16 protein-coding genes are annotated in these 15870 nt (G+C 59.2%); 15 read left to right on the top strand and 1 reads right to left on the bottom strand.

Going from position 1 to position 15870, the window contains the following annotated elements:
- Window positions 1–8: 8 nt before the first annotated feature.
- Entirely contained in the window at window positions 9–791 is a 783-nt protein-coding gene (gene map, locus HQ912_RS22925; protein ID WP_047227560.1) for a type I methionyl aminopeptidase, read from the bottom strand.
- Window positions 792–1141: 350 nt separating this feature from the next.
- Here map and rpsB point away from each other — a divergent pair, with 350 nt between their 5' ends.
- The 15 genes from rpsB (at window position 1142) to rnhB (ending at window position 15781) form a co-directional block, all read left to right on the top strand.
- Window positions 1142–1879, top strand: a complete 738-nt coding sequence (gene rpsB / locus HQ912_RS22920; protein WP_003198231.1) for a 30S ribosomal protein S2 — start codon at window positions 1142–1144, stop codon at window positions 1877–1879.
- A gap of 191 nt (window positions 1880–2070) precedes the next feature.
- Window positions 2071–2937, top strand: coding sequence for a translation elongation factor Ts (gene tsf, locus HQ912_RS22915; protein ID WP_047227561.1), 867 nt, complete (start codon window positions 2071–2073; stop codon window positions 2935–2937).
- Window positions 2938–3147: 210 nt separating this feature from the next.
- A complete protein-coding gene (gene pyrH, locus HQ912_RS22910) occupies window positions 3148–3891 on the top strand; it encodes a UMP kinase (RefSeq protein WP_024779012.1) in 744 nt (247 codons plus the stop codon).
- Window positions 3888–4445 carry a ribosome recycling factor gene (frr, locus tag HQ912_RS22905; RefSeq protein ID WP_047227562.1) on the top strand — a complete coding sequence of 186 codons (558 nt, stop codon included), beginning with the start codon at window positions 3888–3890 and terminating at the stop codon, window positions 4443–4445. Before pyrH ends, frr begins: the two co-directional genes overlap by 4 nt.
- A 13-nt stretch (window positions 4446–4458) precedes the next feature.
- Window positions 4459–5214, top strand: a complete 756-nt coding sequence (gene uppS / locus HQ912_RS22900; RefSeq protein ID WP_047227563.1) for a polyprenyl diphosphate synthase — start codon at window positions 4459–4461, stop codon at window positions 5212–5214.
- Window positions 5214–6020: a phosphatidate cytidylyltransferase gene (locus HQ912_RS22895; protein WP_047227564.1), complete on the top strand. Its 807-nt coding sequence runs from the start codon at window positions 5214–5216 to the stop codon at window positions 6018–6020. The genes uppS and HQ912_RS22895 overlap by 1 nt, the downstream gene beginning before the upstream one ends.
- Window positions 6017–7207 (top strand): 1-deoxy-D-xylulose-5-phosphate reductoisomerase, encoded by a 1191-nt coding sequence (gene ispC, locus HQ912_RS22890; RefSeq protein ID WP_173407342.1) that lies wholly within the window; start codon window positions 6017–6019, stop codon window positions 7205–7207. The genes HQ912_RS22895 and ispC overlap by 4 nt, the downstream gene beginning before the upstream one ends.
- A 52-nt stretch (window positions 7208–7259) precedes the next feature.
- Entirely contained in the window at window positions 7260–8612 is a 1353-nt protein-coding gene (gene rseP, locus HQ912_RS22885) for an RIP metalloprotease RseP (protein WP_173407341.1), read from the top strand.
- A 74-nt stretch (window positions 8613–8686) separates the two neighbouring features.
- Window positions 8687–11062: an outer membrane protein assembly factor BamA gene (gene bamA, locus HQ912_RS22880; protein ID WP_047227566.1), complete on the top strand. Its 2376-nt coding sequence runs from the start codon at window positions 8687–8689 to the stop codon at window positions 11060–11062.
- Between the two features lie 45 nt (window positions 11063–11107).
- A complete protein-coding gene (locus HQ912_RS22875) occupies window positions 11108–11611 on the top strand; it encodes an OmpH family outer membrane protein (protein WP_047227567.1) in 504 nt (167 codons plus the stop codon).
- Window positions 11612–11614: 3 nt separating this feature from the next.
- The gene (gene lpxD / locus HQ912_RS22870) at window positions 11615–12670 is read left to right on the top strand and encodes a UDP-3-O-(3-hydroxymyristoyl)glucosamine N-acyltransferase (protein ID WP_047227568.1); all 1056 of its coding nucleotides are present in this window, start codon (window positions 11615–11617) and stop codon (window positions 12668–12670) included.
- A gap of 108 nt (window positions 12671–12778) precedes the next feature.
- The gene (fabZ, locus tag HQ912_RS22865; RefSeq protein WP_047227569.1) at window positions 12779–13219 is read left to right on the top strand and encodes a 3-hydroxyacyl-ACP dehydratase FabZ; all 441 of its coding nucleotides are present in this window, start codon (window positions 12779–12781) and stop codon (window positions 13217–13219) included.
- Window positions 13216–13992 carry an acyl-ACP--UDP-N-acetylglucosamine O-acyltransferase gene (gene lpxA / locus HQ912_RS22860; protein ID WP_047227570.1) on the top strand — a complete coding sequence of 259 codons (777 nt, stop codon included), beginning with the start codon at window positions 13216–13218 and terminating at the stop codon, window positions 13990–13992. Before fabZ ends, lpxA begins: the two co-directional genes overlap by 4 nt.
- Window positions 13993–13994: 2 nt before the next feature.
- A complete protein-coding gene (gene lpxB, locus HQ912_RS22855) occupies window positions 13995–15125 on the top strand; it encodes a lipid-A-disaccharide synthase (RefSeq protein WP_173407340.1) in 1131 nt (376 codons plus the stop codon).
- Window positions 15126–15136: 11 nt separating this feature from the next.
- On the top strand, window positions 15137–15781 hold the full coding sequence (gene rnhB, locus HQ912_RS22850) for a ribonuclease HII (protein WP_160891751.1): 645 nt from the start codon (window positions 15137–15139) through the stop codon (window positions 15779–15781).
- The last annotated feature ends 89 nt before the right edge of the window (window positions 15782–15870 follow it).

The raw sequence follows: 15870 nt of genomic DNA, 5'->3' as shown, positions 1-15870 counted from the left end.
GTTGTGGATCAGGCGGAAACGCGAGCGATGGTGTCATCGCTGCGCAGGGTGAAGATCTCGTACCCAGTCTCGGTAACCAGCAAGGTATGTTCCCACTGGGCCGACAGCTTGCGGTCCTTGGTGATGGCGGTCCAGCCGTCGCCCAGTACCTTGGTGTCGGCGCGACCCTGGTTGATCATTGGCTCGATGGTGAAGGTCATGCCCGCTTGCAGCTCCATGCCGGTGCCGGCACGGCCGTAGTGCAGGATCTGCGGTTCTTCATGGAATACTTTGCCGATACCGTGGCCGCAGAATTCGCGCACCACCGAAAAGCCGTTCTTCTGCGCGTGTTTCTGGATCACTTCACCGATGTCTCCCAGGCGGCAGCCCGGTTTCACCAGTTCGATGGCCATGTACATGCATTCCTGGGTGACTTTCGACAGGCGCTGGGCCCATTCCGGCACGTTGCCGACATGGAACATGCGGCTGGTGTCACCGTGGTAGCCATCCTTGATGACGGTAACGTCGATGTTCAGGGTGTCGCCATCCTTCAACGGCTTTTCGTTGGGGATGCCGTGGCAGACCACGTGGTTGATCGAGGTGCAGATCGACTTGGGGAAACCTTTGTAGTTGAGCGGGGCAGGGATGGCTTTCTGCTCGTTGACGATGTAGTCGTGGCAGATCCGGTCCAGTTCTTCGGTGGTAACGCCCGGCTTGACGTGTTCGGCAATCATTTCCAGCACGTCGGCGGCGAGTTTGCCGGCGACACGCATTTTTGCGATGTCCTCGGGGGTCTTGAGGGTGACGGTCATACAGGCTCTCTCTGCGCCCGGCGGCGCTGTTCAAAACGAAATAGGCGGCGGATGATGAGCAGCGCGGCCCTGAAAGAGGCGATTCTAACAGACGATCAGCGCAATGAACCCTATCGCCTGGATGGAACTCTGTGGCGAGGGGATAAAACCCCTTCCACAGGGGTTTTCAGAATCCGTGTTCCGTTTTCGCCCTTGCTGTGGTATAAAATGCGCCGCTTTCCGGGGATGACCCCGCAAGCTTAAATCCACACACGTGTCGACACGATGACCTGGGTGCCTTCGGCTTATATAGGCCGCTGGTTGGTCATTGGGATACGTGGAGGCCAAACCCGACTTATCAAGGAACTATCATGTCCCAAGTCAACATGCGCGATATGCTGAAGGCCGGTGTGCACTTCGGTCACCAGACCCGTTACTGGAACCCGAAAATGGGTAAGTACATTTTCGGCGCGCGTAACAAGATCCACATCATCAACCTTGAAAAAACCCTGCCGATGTTCAACGAAGCACTGACCTTCGTAGAGCGCCTGGCCCAGGGCAAAAACAAGATTCTGTTCGTCGGCACCAAGCGTTCCGCTGGCAAGATCGTTGCTGAAGAAGCAGCACGTTGCGGTTCGCCGTACGTCGATCACCGCTGGTTGGGCGGCATGCTGACCAACTTCAAGACCATTCGCGCTTCCATCAAGCGTCTGCGTGACCTTGAAGTGCAGTCCGAAGACGGTACTTTCGCCAAGCTGACCAAGAAAGAAGCGCTGATGCGCACTCGCGATCTTGAGAAGCTGGACCGCTCCCTGGGCGGTATCAAGGACATGGGCGGTCTGCCTGACGCACTGTTCGTGATCGACGTTGACCACGAGCGCATCGCGATCACCGAAGCCAACAAGCTGGGTATCCCGGTCATCGGCGTTGTCGATACCAACAGCAGCCCGGAAGGCGTTGACTACATCATCCCAGGCAACGATGACGCCATCCGCGCCATCCAGCTGTACATGGGTTCGATGGCTGACGCTGTTATCCGTGGTCGCAACAATGTTAATGGCGGCACCGAAGTCTTCGCTGAAGAAGCTCCGGCAGCAGCCGCTGAGTAATTGACGCCCTGGCGTTGACTCAGTAAGCAAAAAGGGGGCTTGGCCCCCTTTTTGCCACCTCGAAAACCATTTGTCAGCAGCGCAGCTACAGCATCTGTAACGTGCAGCGGCTAACAAGGGTGGTTCGGGAAGAATTGCACGCCCGTTCAATCGGGTGGAATGGTTGAAAACCTATCCAAGAGGATTTTGAAATGGCAGAGATTACTGCAGCGTTGGTCAAAGAACTGCGCGAGCGTACCGGCGAAGGCATGATGGACTGCAAGAAGGCCTTGACCAAGGCTGGCGGCGACATCGAGAAAGCCATTGATGACATGCGTGCTTCGGGCGCCATCAAGGCTGCCAAGAAAGCCGGCAACGTCGCCGCTGAAGGCGCCATCGCCATCAAGGACGACGGCAAGGTCGCCGTTCTGCTGGAAGTCAACTCCCAGACCGACTTCCTGGCTCTGCAGGATGACTTCAAGGCATTCGTCGCTGCCAGCGTCGAAAAAGCCTTTGCTGACAAACTGACTGATGTCGCTCCGCTGATCGAAGCTCGTGAAGCTGATCGTCTGGTTCTGGTCGGCAAGACCGGCGAGAACGTCAACATCCGTCGTCTGGCTCGCGTTGAAGGTGACGTGGTCGGTACTTACCTGCACGGTAACAAGATCGGTGTTGCAGTTGTCCTCAAGGGCGGTTCCGTTGAACTGGCCAAGGACATCGCCATGCACGTAGCGGCCAGCAACCCTGAGTTCCTGCTGCCATCGCAAGTTTCCGCTGAAGCCATCGAACGCGAAAAAGCCGTGTTCATGAGCCTCAACGAAGACAAGATGAAAGGCAAGCCAGCTGAAATCGTTGAAAAAATGATCGGCGGCCGCATCAGCAAGTTCCTGGCTGAAGCCAGCCTGGTTGAGCAAGCTTTCGTCAAGGACCCGGAAATCACCGTGGGTGCCCTGGCCAAGAAAGGCGGCGCTGAAATCGTTTCCTTCACTCGCTTTGCGGTAGGTGAAGGCATCGAGAAGCCAGTCGACAACTTCGCTGACGAAGTTGCTGCTCAGGTAGCGGCTGCTTCCAAGCAATAAGACGGTTTTTTTAACTGTCGCCCTGAAGAGGCTGCCCGCTCACGCGCGCAGCCTCTTTTTGGATGGGATACCGATTTTTATTGGTTTCCTGTCGGAACTGGCTTACAAAGCCGTGTTTCGATGGCGCTGTGTCAGCGTCAAGCTAGAGTGAACGCAGGCTGCAAACAGCCTGAAAGAATTTTCGAAAATACGCCGCAGGAGAGATTCGCAATGGCTCAGCAGGGCAGTGGTTATCAGGCTCGCTATAAACGCATTCTACTCAAGCTTAGCGGCGAGGCCCTGATGGGCTCGGAAGAGTTCGGGATCGATCCGAAAGTGCTGGATCGCATGGCGCTGGAAGTCGGCCAGTTGGTCGGAATTGGCGTTCAGGTCGGCCTGGTCATCGGCGGCGGCAACCTGTTCCGCGGCGCAGCGCTGAGCGCGGCCGGCATGGATCGGGTTACGGGCGACCACATGGGCATGCTGGCCACTGTGATGAACGCCCTGGCTATGCGCGATGCGCTGGAGCGTGCCAATATCTCGGCCATCGTAATGTCGGCCATTTCCATGGTCGGCGTGACCGATCACTACGACCGCCGCAAAGCCATGCGCCACCTCAATGCCAAGGAAGTGGTGATTTTTGCCGCCGGCACCGGCAATCCGTTCTTCACCACGGATTCGGCCGCCTGCTTGCGAGCGATCGAGATCGATGCCGATGTCGTGCTCAAGGCAACCAAGGTCGATGGCGTCTATACCGCTGACCCGTTCAAAGATCCGCATGCCGAGAAGTTCGATCATCTGACCTACGATGAAGTACTGGATCGCAAGCTGGGTGTCATGGACCTGACGGCTATCTGTCTGTGCCGCGACCACAAGATGCCGCTGCGCGTCTTTAACATGAACAAGCCCGGCGCCCTGCTGAATATCGTGCATGGCGGCGCCGAAGGAACACTGATCGAGGAAGTACAACAATGATCAACGAAATCAAGAAAGACGCTCAAGAGCGCATGCAGAAATCCGTGGAATCGCTGGCACACAACTTCGGTCGCATTCGTACCGGCCAGGCGCACCCAAGCATTCTCGAAGGCGTGATGGTGCCGTACTACGGCGCTGATACGCCGATCAAGCAAGTGGCCAACATCACCGTCAAGGATGCCCGGACCCTGCAAGTCGTTGCCTTTGAGCGCAACATGCTGGGCGCGGTCGACAAGGCCATCGGCAGTGCCGGCCTGAACCTGAACCCGACCAACCTGGGTGAGTTGCTGCTGATTTCCATGCCTGCCCTGACCGAGGAAACCCGTAAGGGCTTCACCAAGCAGGCCCGTGATGTGGCTGAAGACGCTCGCGTTGCCGTGCGCAACATCCGTCGTGATGCCAACAGCCAGCTCAAGGATCTGGTCAAGGAAAAGGAAATCAGTGAAGACGAAGAGCGTCGCGCCGCTGGCGAGATTGATGATCTGACCAAGAAGTACGTGGCTAAGATCGATGCGGATTTGGCGCAGAAAGAAAAAGACCTGATGGCCGTATAAGGGTCTCGTTTTCATGGAAAAGACCAAACAGGCCGTGCCGTTTGCGATTCCGCGTCACGTGGCGATCATCATGGATGGCAATAATCGCTGGGCCAAGAAGCGCTTTATGCCTGGCGTGGCCGGGCACAAGGCGGGGGTCGATGCAGTTCGCGCGGTCATCGAGGTGTGTGCCGAGGCCGGGGTCGAGGTGCTGACCCTGTTCGCCTTCTCCAGCGAGAACTGGCAGCGTCCGGCCGATGAAGTCAGCGCCTTGATGGATCTGTTCCTCAAGGCTCTGCGGCGTGAGGCCAAGCGCCTCAACGACAACAGCATCAGCCTGCGCATCATTGGTGACCGCTCGCGCTTTCATCCCGAGTTGCAGGCTGCGATGCGCGAAGCCGAGGCCGCCACGGCGGGTGCCAATCGGTTCGTCCTGCAGATTGCCGCCAACTATGGCGGCCAATGGGACATCGCCCAGGCAGCCCAGCGGCTGGCGCGGGAGGTCCAGGCCGGGCATCTGCGGCCGGAAGACATCACGCCTGAGCTGCTGCAGACCTGTCTGGCCACTGGCGACTTGCCGTTGCCGGACCTGTGCATTCGTACCGGTGGCGAGCATCGCATCAGTAACTTCCTGCTCTGGCAGCTGGCTTACGCCGAGCTGTATTTCTCCGACCTGTTCTGGCCGGACTTCAAACACGAAGCCATGCGCACGGCGCTGGCCGATTTCGCTTCCCGTCAGCGTCGTTTCGGTAAAACGAGCGAGCAGATCGAAGCTGGAGCCCGGGTTTAATGCTTAAACAACGAATCATCACCGCTCTGATCCTGTTGCCCATCGCCCTGGGTGGATTTTTCCTGCTTGAAGGTGCCAGTTTCGCGCTGTTCATCGGGTTGGTCGTGACCTTGGGGGCATGGGAGTGGGCGCGCTTGGCGGGCTTCCCGGCGCAGTCTGCGCGCGTGGCCTATGCCGTGGCCGTGGCGGCGATGCTGTTCGTCATGTACCTGGTGCCGGGTATCGCGCCCTGGGTTCTGGGGGCAGCGGTATTGTGGTGGGCCACGGCGACCTTCCTGGTGTTGACCTATCCGCGGACCACGCATCATTGGGCAGGTGCTGCCGCGAAGCTGGTGATTGGCCTGCTTATCCTGCTGCCGGCCTGGCAAGGGCTGATCTGGATCAAGCAAGGCCCGTTGGGCAACTGGCAGATCATGGCTGTGATGGTGTTGGTCTGGGGGGCGGATGTCGGTGCCTATTTCTCCGGACGGGCGTTTGGCAAGCGCAAGCTTGCTCCCAAGGTCAGTCCCGGCAAGAGCTGGGAAGGGGTCTATGGAGGCCTGGCCTTGAGCCTAGTGATCACAGCGGTGGTCGGCGTCGTGCGGGAGTGGAGTGCCGGGCAGTTGCTGATGGGCCTGTTTGGGGCCGCTCTCATCGTATTTGTATCGGTGGTCGGCGACCTGACCGAAAGCATGTTCAAGCGTCAGTCCGGCATCAAGGACAGCAGTAATCTGCTGCCCGGCCATGGTGGCGTGCTGGATCGCATCGACAGCCTGACCGCTGCGATTCCGATCTTTGCCGTGTTGCTATGGATGGCGGCATCGTGAGTCGCCCTCAACAAATTACCGTCCTGGGTGCTACCGGTTCGATCGGCCTGAGTACGCTTGATGTCATCGGCCGTCACCCGGAGCGCTATCAGGTATTTGCCCTCAGTGGTTTTACTCGCTTGAGTGAGTTGCTGGCGCTGTGCATACGCCACACCCCGCGTTTCGCCGTGGTGCCTGAGGCTGGCGTTGCCCGCGCCTTGCAGGACGACTTGCGCGCGGCAGGCTTGCCTACCCGTGTGCTGGTGGGGGAGGAAGGGTTGTGTCAGGTCGCCTCCGATCCTGAAGTTGACGCGGTGATGGCGGCGATTGTCGGCGCGGCGGGTTTGCGTCCAACGCTGGCGGCGGTAGAGACAGGCAAAAAAATCCTGCTGGCCAATAAAGAAGCACTGGTCATGTCCGGCGCGCTGTTCATGCAGGCCGTGCGCAAAAGCGGTTCGGTGCTGCTGCCCATCGACAGCGAGCACAATGCGATTTTTCAATGCATGCCGCAGGACTTTTCCCGCGGCCTGGGCGCAGTGGGGGTCCGGCGGATTTTACTGACGGCTTCCGGCGGTCCGTTCCGGCAGACTCCGCTGGAAGAGTTGGTGCATGTTTCACCCGAGCAGGCTTGTGCTCACCCGAACTGGTCCATGGGGCGCAAGATTTCCGTGGATTCGGCCAGCATGATGAACAAGGGCCTGGAACTGATCGAGGCCTGCTGGTTGTTCGATGCCAAGCCGTCCCAGGTGGAAGTGGTGATTCACCCGCAGAGCGTGATTCACTCCCTGGTGGATTACATAGACGGTTCGGTGCTGGCTCAATTGGGCAACCCGGATATGCGTACTCCGATCGCCAATGCGCTGGCCTGGCCTGCGCGGATTGATTCGGGCGTGGCGCCGCTGGACCTGTTCGCCATTGCCCGCCTGGATTTCCAGGCGCCTGATGAGCAGCGCTTTCCATGCCTGCGTCTGGCGCGACAAGCGGCTGAGGCAGGCAACAGTGCTCCGGCCATGCTCAATGCTGCCAATGAAGTGGCGGTTGCAGCGTTTCTCGACGGACGTGTCCGTTACCTCGAGATCGCGAGTATCATCGAGGAGGTCTTGAACCTCGAGGCTGTGGTTTCGCTTGATGACCTCGATGCGGTATTCACGGCGGACGCCAGGGCTCGTGAGCTGGCGGGCCAATGGTTGAAGCGCCACGGGCGTTGAGGCTGCGGTACGTTAGCCAGGGTTGTCCTGGGCAGGATTGCGGAGAAAACAGATGAGCGCGCTCTATATGATTGTCGGCACCCTGGTTGCATTGGGGGTGTTGGTCACTTTTCACGAATTCGGTCATTTCTGGGTCGCGCGGCGCTGTGGCGTCAAGGTTCTGCGTTTTTCCGTCGGTTTCGGCATGCCGCTGCTGCGCTGGCATGACAAAAAGGGCACCGAATTCGTTGTTGCAGCCATTCCGCTGGGCGGCTACGTGAAGATGCTCGACGAGCGCGAAGGTGAAGTGCCGGCCGATCAGGTCGACCAATCCTTCAATCGCAAGACCGTCCGTCAGCGTATTGCCATCGTGGCGGCGGGGCCGATAGCCAACTTTTTGCTGGCCATGGTTTTTTTCTGGGCCCTGGCCATGCTGGGCAGCGAGCAGGTACGGCCGGTCATCGGCGCGGTCGAGGCCGGCAGCGTCGCCGCCCGTGCCGGGCTGGGTGTCGGACAGGAAATCGTTGCCATCGATGGGGAGCCGACATCGGGCTGGGCGGCGGTCAACCTGCAACTGGTGCGTCGCCTGGGTGAGAGCGGTTCGTTGCAATTGATGGTGCGCGAGCAGGGTTCCACGGTGGATTCGCCTCGCGAACTGATCCTGGACAACTGGCTCAAGGGCGCCGACGAGCCGGATCCGATCCGTTCCCTGGGGATCAAGCCATGGCGTCCGGCCTTGCCGCCGATACTCGCCGAACTCGACCCGAAAGGCCCGGCCCAGGCTGCAGGCCTGAAGACCGGTGATCGGCTGCTGGCGCTCGATGGCCTGCCGGTCAGTGACTGGCAGCAGGTGGTCGATTCGGTTCGTGTACGTCCGGATAGCAAGATAGTGCTGCGCGTCGAGCGCGATGGTGCGCCGATCGACGTCCCGGTAACCCTGGGCGCCCGTGGCGAGAGCAAGGCGCCGACCGGCTATCTGGGTGCCGGCGTCAAGGCTGTCGACTGGCCGCCGGAAATGATCCGCGAGGTCAGTTTCGGCCCTTTGGCGGCGATTGGCGAGGGCGCGCGTCGTACCTGGACCATGAGCATCCTGACCCTCGATTCGCTCAAGAAAATGTTGTTCGGCGAGCTCTCGGTAAAAAACTTGAGTGGACCGATAACCATTGCTAAAGTGGCGGGCGCTTCTGCCCAGTCGGGCGTCGCTGATTTCCTGAATTTCCTTGCTTATCTGAGCATTAGCCTGGGGGTTCTGAATTTGCTGCCCATTCCGGTACTGGATGGGGGGCATTTGTTGTTTTATCTGATCGAGTGGGCGCGTGGTCGTCCCTTGTCGGATAGGGTGCAAGGTTGGGGGATACAGATCGGTATCAGCTTGGTGGTCGGGGTAATGTTGCTTGCCTTGGTCAACGATCTGGGTCGTCTGTAACGCTTCGCTGAATTGCGAATCTGCCGCATTTTGCGGCAGTTTGTTTATTGCCAGTTGGAATAAGAAAGGACTTCATGAAACGTCTGCTGCTAACTGCGGTTCTCACCGTATTGATGATCGCCGAAGTTCACGCCGAGTCCTTCACTATCTCTGATATTCGCGTCAATGGCCTCCAGCGGGTCTCCGCGGGTAGTGTCTTTGGTGCCTTGCCGTTAAACGTCGGCGAGCAGGCGGATGATCGGCGTCTGGTGGAATCCACTCGCGCGCTGTTCAAAACCGGCTTCTTTCAGGATATCCAGCTGGGTCGTGATGGCAATGTACTGGTCATCACGGTAGTTGAGCGTCCATCGGTTGCCAGTATCGAGATCGAAGGCAACAAGGCGATCTCTACTGAAGACCTGATGAAGGGCCTCAAACAGTCCGGCCTGGCCGAAGGCGAGATCTTCCAGCGCGCCACCCTCGAAGGTGTTCGTAACGAGCTGCAACGCCAGTACGTTGCCCAGGGCCGTTACTCGGCCACCGTCGACACCGAAGTGGTGCCGCAGCCGCGCAACCGCGTAGGCCTGAAGGTCAACATCAATGAAGGCACCGTGGCGGCGATCCAGCACATCAACGTGGTGGGCAACACCGTTTTCCCTGATGAAGACCTGATCGACCTGTTCGAACTCAAGACCACCAACTGGCTGTCGTTCTTCAAGAACGACGACAAGTACGCCCGTGAAAAGCTCTCCGGTGACCTGGAACGTCTGCGTTCCTACTACCTGGACCGCGGCTACATCAACATGGACATCGCTTCGACCCAGGTGTCCATCACCCCGGACAAGAAGCACGTCTACATCACCGTGAACGTCAACGAAGGCGACAAGTACACCGTTCGTGACGTCAAGCTCAGCGGCGACCTGAAGGTGCCGGAAGACCAGGTCACCTCGTTGCTGCTGGTGCAGAAGGGGCAGGTGTTCTCGCGCAAGCTGATGACCACCACTTCCGAACTGATCACCCGTCGTCTGGGTAACGAGGGCTACACCTTCGCCAACGTCAACGGCGTGCCGCAACCGCACGATGAAGACCATACCGTCGACATCACCTTCGCCGTGGATCCGGGCAAGCGCGCCTACGTCAACCGCATCAACTTCCGTGGCAACACCAAGTCCGAAGACGAAGTGCTGCGCCGTGAAATGCGCCAGATGGAAGGTGGCTGGGCGTCGACCTACCTGATCGACCAGTCCAAGACCCGTCTGGAGCGCCTGGGCTTCTTCAAGGAAGTCAACGTCGAGACGCCGGCAGTACCGGGCGTCGATGACCAGGTCGATGTGAACTACAGCGTTGAAGAGCAGGCGTCCGGCTCGATCACCGCCAGCGTCGGTTTCGCCCAGAGCGCCGGCCTGATCCTCGGTGGTTCGATCACCCAGAACAACTTCCTGGGTACCGGTAACCGGGTCAGCGTTGGCTTGACCCGCAGCGAATACCAGACCCGCTACAACTTCGGTTTTGTCGACCCCTACTGGACTGCAGACGGTGTGAGCCTGGGCTACAACGCCTTCTATCGCACCACTGACTATGACGAGCTCGACTCCGACATCTCCAGCTATGCCGTGGACAGCCTGGGTGCAGGCGTCAACGTGGGTTATCCAATCAGCGAGACTTCGCGTCTGACGTTCGGTCTCACCGCCCAGCAGGACGAGATCAGCACCGGGCGTTATACCGTTGACGAGATTTTTGACTTCGTTGAAAAGGAAGGCGACAAGTACCTGAACTTCAAGGCGTCTGTCGGTTGGTCCGAATCGACCCTGAACAAAGGTGTGCTGGCGACCCGTGGTCGTTCCCAGAGCCTGGTATTGGAAACTACCACCCCTGGCAGCGACCTCTCGTTCTTCAAGCTCGACTATCGTGGCCAACTGTTCCAGCCGCTGTCTGATAATTACACCATGCGCCTGCACACTGAGCTGGGTTATGGCGACGGTTATGGTTCCACCGACGGCTTGCCGTTCTACGAGAACTACTATGCCGGCGGTTTCAACTCGGTCCGTGGCTTCAAGGACAGCACTCTTGGTCCGCGCAGTACGCCGAGCCGGGGCACCAACCCGGGAACCATACGTGATCCGGACCAGGATCCGCTGCCGTTCGGTGGTAATGTCCTGATCCAGGGCGGTGTCGAGCTGTTGTTCCCGATGCCGTTCGTCAAGGATCAGCGCTCCTTGCGTACCTCGGTATTCTGGGACGTGGGTAACGTATTCGACTCTTCGTGCGAGGACACCACCAACGCCGACGGCACCAGGTCCAATACCAAGTGCAACGACATCAGCCTGAGCAACATGGCAAGTTCCGTGGGCGTGGGTGTGACCTGGGTCACCGCGCTCGGTCCTTTGAGCTTCGCCCTGGCGATGCCGATCAAGAAACCGGATGACGCTGAAACCCAAGTGTTCCAATTCTCCCTCGGCCAGACGTTTTAAGCGTCTGACCCAAGATAACGACAATGGATTTTGTAGGAGTACATCGTGCGTAAGTTGACTCAATTGGTTCTCCTGGCGACCTTGATGGTCGCAGGTCCGGCTTTTGCCGACATGAAGATTGCCGTACTGAACTATCAGATGGCCCTGCTGGAATCCGACGCGGCGAAGAAATACGCCGTGGATGCCGAGAAGAAGTTCGGCCCGCAGCTGACCAAGCTCAAGAGCCTGGAGAGCAGCGCCAAGGGTATCCAGGATCGTCTGGTTTCCGGTGGCGACAAAATGGCCCAGGGCGAGCGTGAGCGTCTGGAGCTTGAGTTCAAGCAAAAGGCTCGTGACTTCCAGTTCCAGTCCAAGGAGCTGAACGAAGCGAAAGCCGTTGCCGACCGCGAGATGCTCAAGCAGCTCAAGCCAAAGCTCGATCGGGCGGTGGAAGAAGTCATCAAGAAAGGTGGTTTTGACCTGGTGTTCGAGCGTGGTGCAGTGATTGACGTCAAACCCCAGTACGACATCACGCGCCAGGTTATCGAGCGCATGAATCAGCTGAAGTAATCCATGACAGCGACTATCAAGCTCGGCCAACTGGCTGAGTTCCTCGGCGCCACCCTGCGTGGCGACCCGGAGAAGGTCATCACTGGGCTAGCCACTTTGCAAGAGGCTGGCCCAGCTCAGTTGAGCTTCCTGGCAAATCCTCAATATCGCAAATACCTGGCCGACAGCCGGGCCGCAGCGCTGTTGCTCAAGCCTGCCGATGCTGACGGGTTCGCGGGCGATGCGCTGATCGTGCCGGATCCCTATCTGGCGTATGCGCGGATTTCCCACCTGTTCGACCCCAAGCCCAAGTCGGCCCCCGGCATTCATCCCAGCGCGGTCATCGCGGCGGATGCGGTGGTTGATCCCACGGCCAGCATCGGTCCTTTTGTCGTCATTGAAAGCGCCGCCCGGGTCGGCCCGGGCGTCACGCTGGGCGCCCATTGCTTCATCGGTGCGCGCTGCGAGATCGGTGAGGGTGGCTGGCTTGCTCCGCGGGTCACGTTGTATCACGACGTGCGTATCGGAAAGCGGGTGGTGATCCAGTCGGGTGCGGTACTGGGCGGTGAAGGTTTCGGTTTTGCCAAGGAGAAGGGGATCTGGCAAAAGATCGCCCAGATCGGCGGCGTGACCATCGGTGATGACGTGGAAATCGGCGTCAACACCGCGATCGACCGGGGCGCCCTGTCTGATACGGTCATCGGCAATGGCGTCAAGCTCGACAACCAGATTCAGATCGCCCACAACGTCCAGGTCGGTGATCACACCGCCATGGCCGCCTGCGTAGGCATTTCCGGCAGCACCCGGATCGGCAAGCATTGCATGCTCGCCGGTGGCGTGGGGCTGGTGGGGCACATTGATATTTGTGACAACGTATTCCTCACCGGAATGACCATGGTGACCCATTCGATCACCGAGCCGGGTGCTTATTCTTCCGGCACGGCGATGCAACCGGCGGCCGAATGGCGCAAGAGCGCGGCCCGAATCCGCCAGCTCGATGACATCGCGCGGCGTTTGCGTCAGTTGGAAAAGCGTGTAGGGGACGTGACCCCTGACGGTAATGCTTCATCAGATGGCTGATACCATTTCCATATCAAGTGTGCACAGCCGCTAGACTGCCTCCTTGATTTGCTAGAGGGGCGCGCGTCGATCGTGCGCTTCCAATCTTTACATAGGCTTCCCCCCGAAATGATGGACATCAACGAGATTCGCGAATACCTGCCTCACCGTTACCCGTTCCTGCTGGTGGACCGGGTGGTGGAACTTGACGTTGAAGGCAAGCGGATTCGCGCCTACAAGAATGTCAGCATCAACGAACCGTTCTTCAATGGTCACTTTCCCGCGCATCCAATCATGCCCGGCGTGCTGATCATCGAGGCAATGGCTCAGGCTGCCGGGATCCTTGGTTTCAAAATGCTCGACGTGAAGCCTGCCGACGGCACGCTTTACTACTTCGTGGGCTCCGACAAGCTGCGTTTTCGCCAGCCGGTCACCCCGGGCGATCAGCTGATCCTCGAAGCCACATTCATCAGTTGCAAGCGCCAGATCTGGAAGTTCGAATGCCAGGCTTCGGTCGACGGCAAGCCAGTCTGCTCCGCTGAAATCATCTGTGCGGAACGCAAACTATGAGTTTGATTGACCCTCGCGCAATCATCGATCCGGCGGCAGTCCTGGCCGCCGATGTCGAGGTCGGCCCATGGTCGATCATCGGCCCAGGTGTGGAAATCGGCGAGGGTACGGTGATCGGGCCCCATGTGGTTCTCAAGGGTCCGACCCGGATCGGTCGGCACAACCGCATCTACCAGTTTTCTTCGGTAGGCGAGGACACGCCCGATCTCAAGTACAAAGGTGAAGAAACCCGGCTGGTCATTGGCGATCACAACGTGATCCGCGAAGGCGTGACGATTCACCGTGGCACCGTTCAGGATCGTTCCGAAACGACTCTGGGCAACCATAACCTGATCATGGCCTACGCCCATATCGGTCATGACAGCGTCATTGGCAACCATTGCATCCTGGTCAACAACACCGCGTTGGCTGGCCACGTGCATGTGGACGACTGGGCGATCCTGTCCGGTTTCACTTTGGTCCATCAATATTGTCATATCGGCGCCCACAGCTTCTCGGGCATGGGCACCGCCATCGGCAAGGACGTACCGGCCTATGTCACTGTGTTCGGTAACCCGGCCGAAGCCCGCAGTATGAATTTCGAAGGCATGCGCCGTCGTGGTTTCAGTGAAGAGGCGATCACGGCATTGCGGCGCGCCTACAAGGTTGTGTACCGCCAGGGGTTGACCGTCGAACAGGCCCTTGTCGAGCTGGCCGAGGCTTCGGCGCAGTTCCCGGAAGTTGCGATATTCCGTGACTCCATCCAGTCCTCGACTCGCGGCATCACTCGCTAACCATGGCTAACTTGCGTATAGCACTGGTGGCGGGAGAGGCTTCCGGTGACATTCTGGGTGCCGGTCTGATGCGTGCGCTCAAGGCGCAGCACCCAGCAGTGGAGTTCATCGGTGTCGGTGGCCCCTTGATGCAGGCCGAAGGGCTGGCGTCATATTTCCCCATGGAACGCCTGTCGGTGATGGGGCTGGTTGAGGTGCTCGGACGTCTGCGCGAACTGCTGGCTCGCCGCAAGAAGCTGATCGCGACCCTGATCGACGAAAAACCGGATGTGTTCATCGGCATCGATGCGCCGGATTTCACTCTCAATATCGAACTCAAGTTGCGTCAGGCCGGTATCAAGACGGTGCACTACGTCAGCCCCTCGGTCTGGGCCTGGCGGCAGAAGCGCGTGTTGAAAATCCGCGAAGGCTGCGACCTGATGCTCACGCTGCTGCCGTTCGAAGCCCGATTCTACGAAGAGAAGGGCGTGCCGGTACGGTTTGTCGGCCATACCCTGGCCGATACCATTCCCCTGCAAGCGGATCGTGACGCGGCGCGTCAAACGTTGGGCCTGCCCGACGGCCCGCTGGTGGCCTTGATGCCCGGTAGCCGTGGCGGCGAGGTCAGTCGCCTGGGAGGCTTGTTCTTCGACGCCGCCGAGCGTCTGCGAGCGATGCGTCCCGGCGTGCGTTTTGTTCTGCCCTGTGCCAGCCCGCAGCGACGGGCTCAGCTTGAAGCGCTGCTGGCCGGGCGCGATCTGCCTGTCACATTGCTCGATGGCCGCTCTCATCTCGCACTGGCTGCGTGTGACGCCGTGTTGATTGCGTCCGGCACTGCTACCCTTGAGGCGTTGCTGTACAAACGCCCGATGGTGGTCGCCTATCGCTTGGCGCCGTTGACGTTCTGGATCCTCAAACGCATGGTCAAGAGCCCTTACATCTCCTTGCCCAATCTGTTGGCCCAGCGCTTGCTGGTGCCTGAATTGCTGCAGGACGAGGCAACCGCCGATGCGCTGGCCCGTACGCTGTCGCCCTTGATCGACGGTGGCCAGGAGCAGACCCGGGGCTTTGATGACATTCACCGTACCTTGCGCCGCGATGCCTCCAACCAGGCCGCCGACGCAGTATTGACCCTGATCGGCGCCAAACCATGAGTAACGTGAAATTGCAGATGGGCCTGGACTTCAATCTGGTGGCTGAAGTTGAAGAACTGGTGGCCGGTGTTGATGAGGTCGGTCGTGGTCCGTTGTGCGGCGCAGTGGTGACGGCAGCGGTGATTCTCGATCCAAACCGGCCCATTCTGGGCCTCAACGACTCCAAGAAGCTCACCGAAGCCCGTCGCGAAAAGCTCTACGACGAAATCTGCGAGAAAGCCCTGAGCTGGTGCATTGCCCGGGCTGAAGTGGAGGAGATCGACGAGCTGAATATCCTGCACGCCACCATGCTTGCGATGCAGCGTGCCGTGGAAGGCCTGCACATCACCCCGAAACTGGCGATGATCGATGGCAATCGGTGCCCGAAGCTGTCTATGCGCGCCGAAGCAGTCGTTCAGGGGGACGGCAAGGTGCCGGCCATTGCGGCGGCATCGATTCTGGCCAAGGTCAGCCGTGATCGGGAAATGAGCGCCTTTGAATTGATTTACCCGGGCTACGGCATCGGCGGCCACAAGGGCTACCCGACACCCGTTCATCTGGAAGCGCTGGCGCGCCTTGGGCCAACGCCGATCCATCGGCGCTCGTTCGCGCCGGTGCGGCTGGCTTATGAAGCCCGTGAGGGTTTGATCGTAAGTCATCAGACTGCGGTCTCTTGATGCAGGCTTTTGTGGCAAGGCAATCATGCTGATGTTTTACCCAAGGCTCGGTACAATCCGGGCCTTGTTGTTTTCATGACTTAACGCAG

Source organism: Pseudomonas sp. MPDS (assembly GCF_013283895.1).
Taxonomy (GTDB): Bacteria; Pseudomonadota; Gammaproteobacteria; order Pseudomonadales; family Pseudomonadaceae; genus Aquipseudomonas; species Aquipseudomonas rhizophila.
Note: the sequence above shows the minus strand (reverse complement) of the source record. Positions and strands in the feature narration are given on the sequence as shown.

Excerpts from the sequence above, each read along its gene's own strand:
- rseP (WP_173407341.1), top strand. The coding sequence starts at position 7,260 with ATGAGCGCGCTCTATATGATTGTCGGCACCCTGGTTGCATTGGGGGTG.
- bamA (WP_047227566.1), top strand. The coding sequence starts at position 8,687 with ATGAAACGTCTGCTGCTAACTGCGGTTCTCACCGTATTGATGATCGCC.
- frr (WP_047227562.1), top strand. The coding sequence starts at position 3,888 with ATGATCAACGAAATCAAGAAAGACGCTCAAGAGCGCATGCAGAAATCC.
- HQ912_RS22895 (WP_047227564.1), top strand. The coding sequence starts at position 5,214 with ATGCTTAAACAACGAATCATCACCGCTCTGATCCTGTTGCCCATCGCC.
- rpsB (WP_003198231.1), top strand. The coding sequence starts at position 1,142 with ATGTCCCAAGTCAACATGCGCGATATGCTGAAGGCCGGTGTGCACTTC.
- lpxA (WP_047227570.1), top strand. The coding sequence starts at position 13,216 with ATGAGTTTGATTGACCCTCGCGCAATCATCGATCCGGCGGCAGTCCTG.
- map (WP_047227560.1), bottom strand. The coding sequence starts at position 791 with ATGACCGTCACCCTCAAGACCCCCGAGGACATCGCAAAAATGCGTGTC.
- lpxB (WP_173407340.1), top strand. The coding sequence starts at position 13,995 with ATGGCTAACTTGCGTATAGCACTGGTGGCGGGAGAGGCTTCCGGTGAC.
- tsf (WP_047227561.1), top strand. The coding sequence starts at position 2,071 with ATGGCAGAGATTACTGCAGCGTTGGTCAAAGAACTGCGCGAGCGTACC.
- fabZ (WP_047227569.1), top strand. The coding sequence starts at position 12,779 with ATGATGGACATCAACGAGATTCGCGAATACCTGCCTCACCGTTACCCG.
- pyrH (WP_024779012.1), top strand. The coding sequence starts at position 3,148 with ATGGCTCAGCAGGGCAGTGGTTATCAGGCTCGCTATAAACGCATTCTA.
- uppS (WP_047227563.1), top strand. The coding sequence starts at position 4,459 with ATGGAAAAGACCAAACAGGCCGTGCCGTTTGCGATTCCGCGTCACGTG.
- lpxD (WP_047227568.1), top strand. The coding sequence starts at position 11,615 with ATGACAGCGACTATCAAGCTCGGCCAACTGGCTGAGTTCCTCGGCGCC.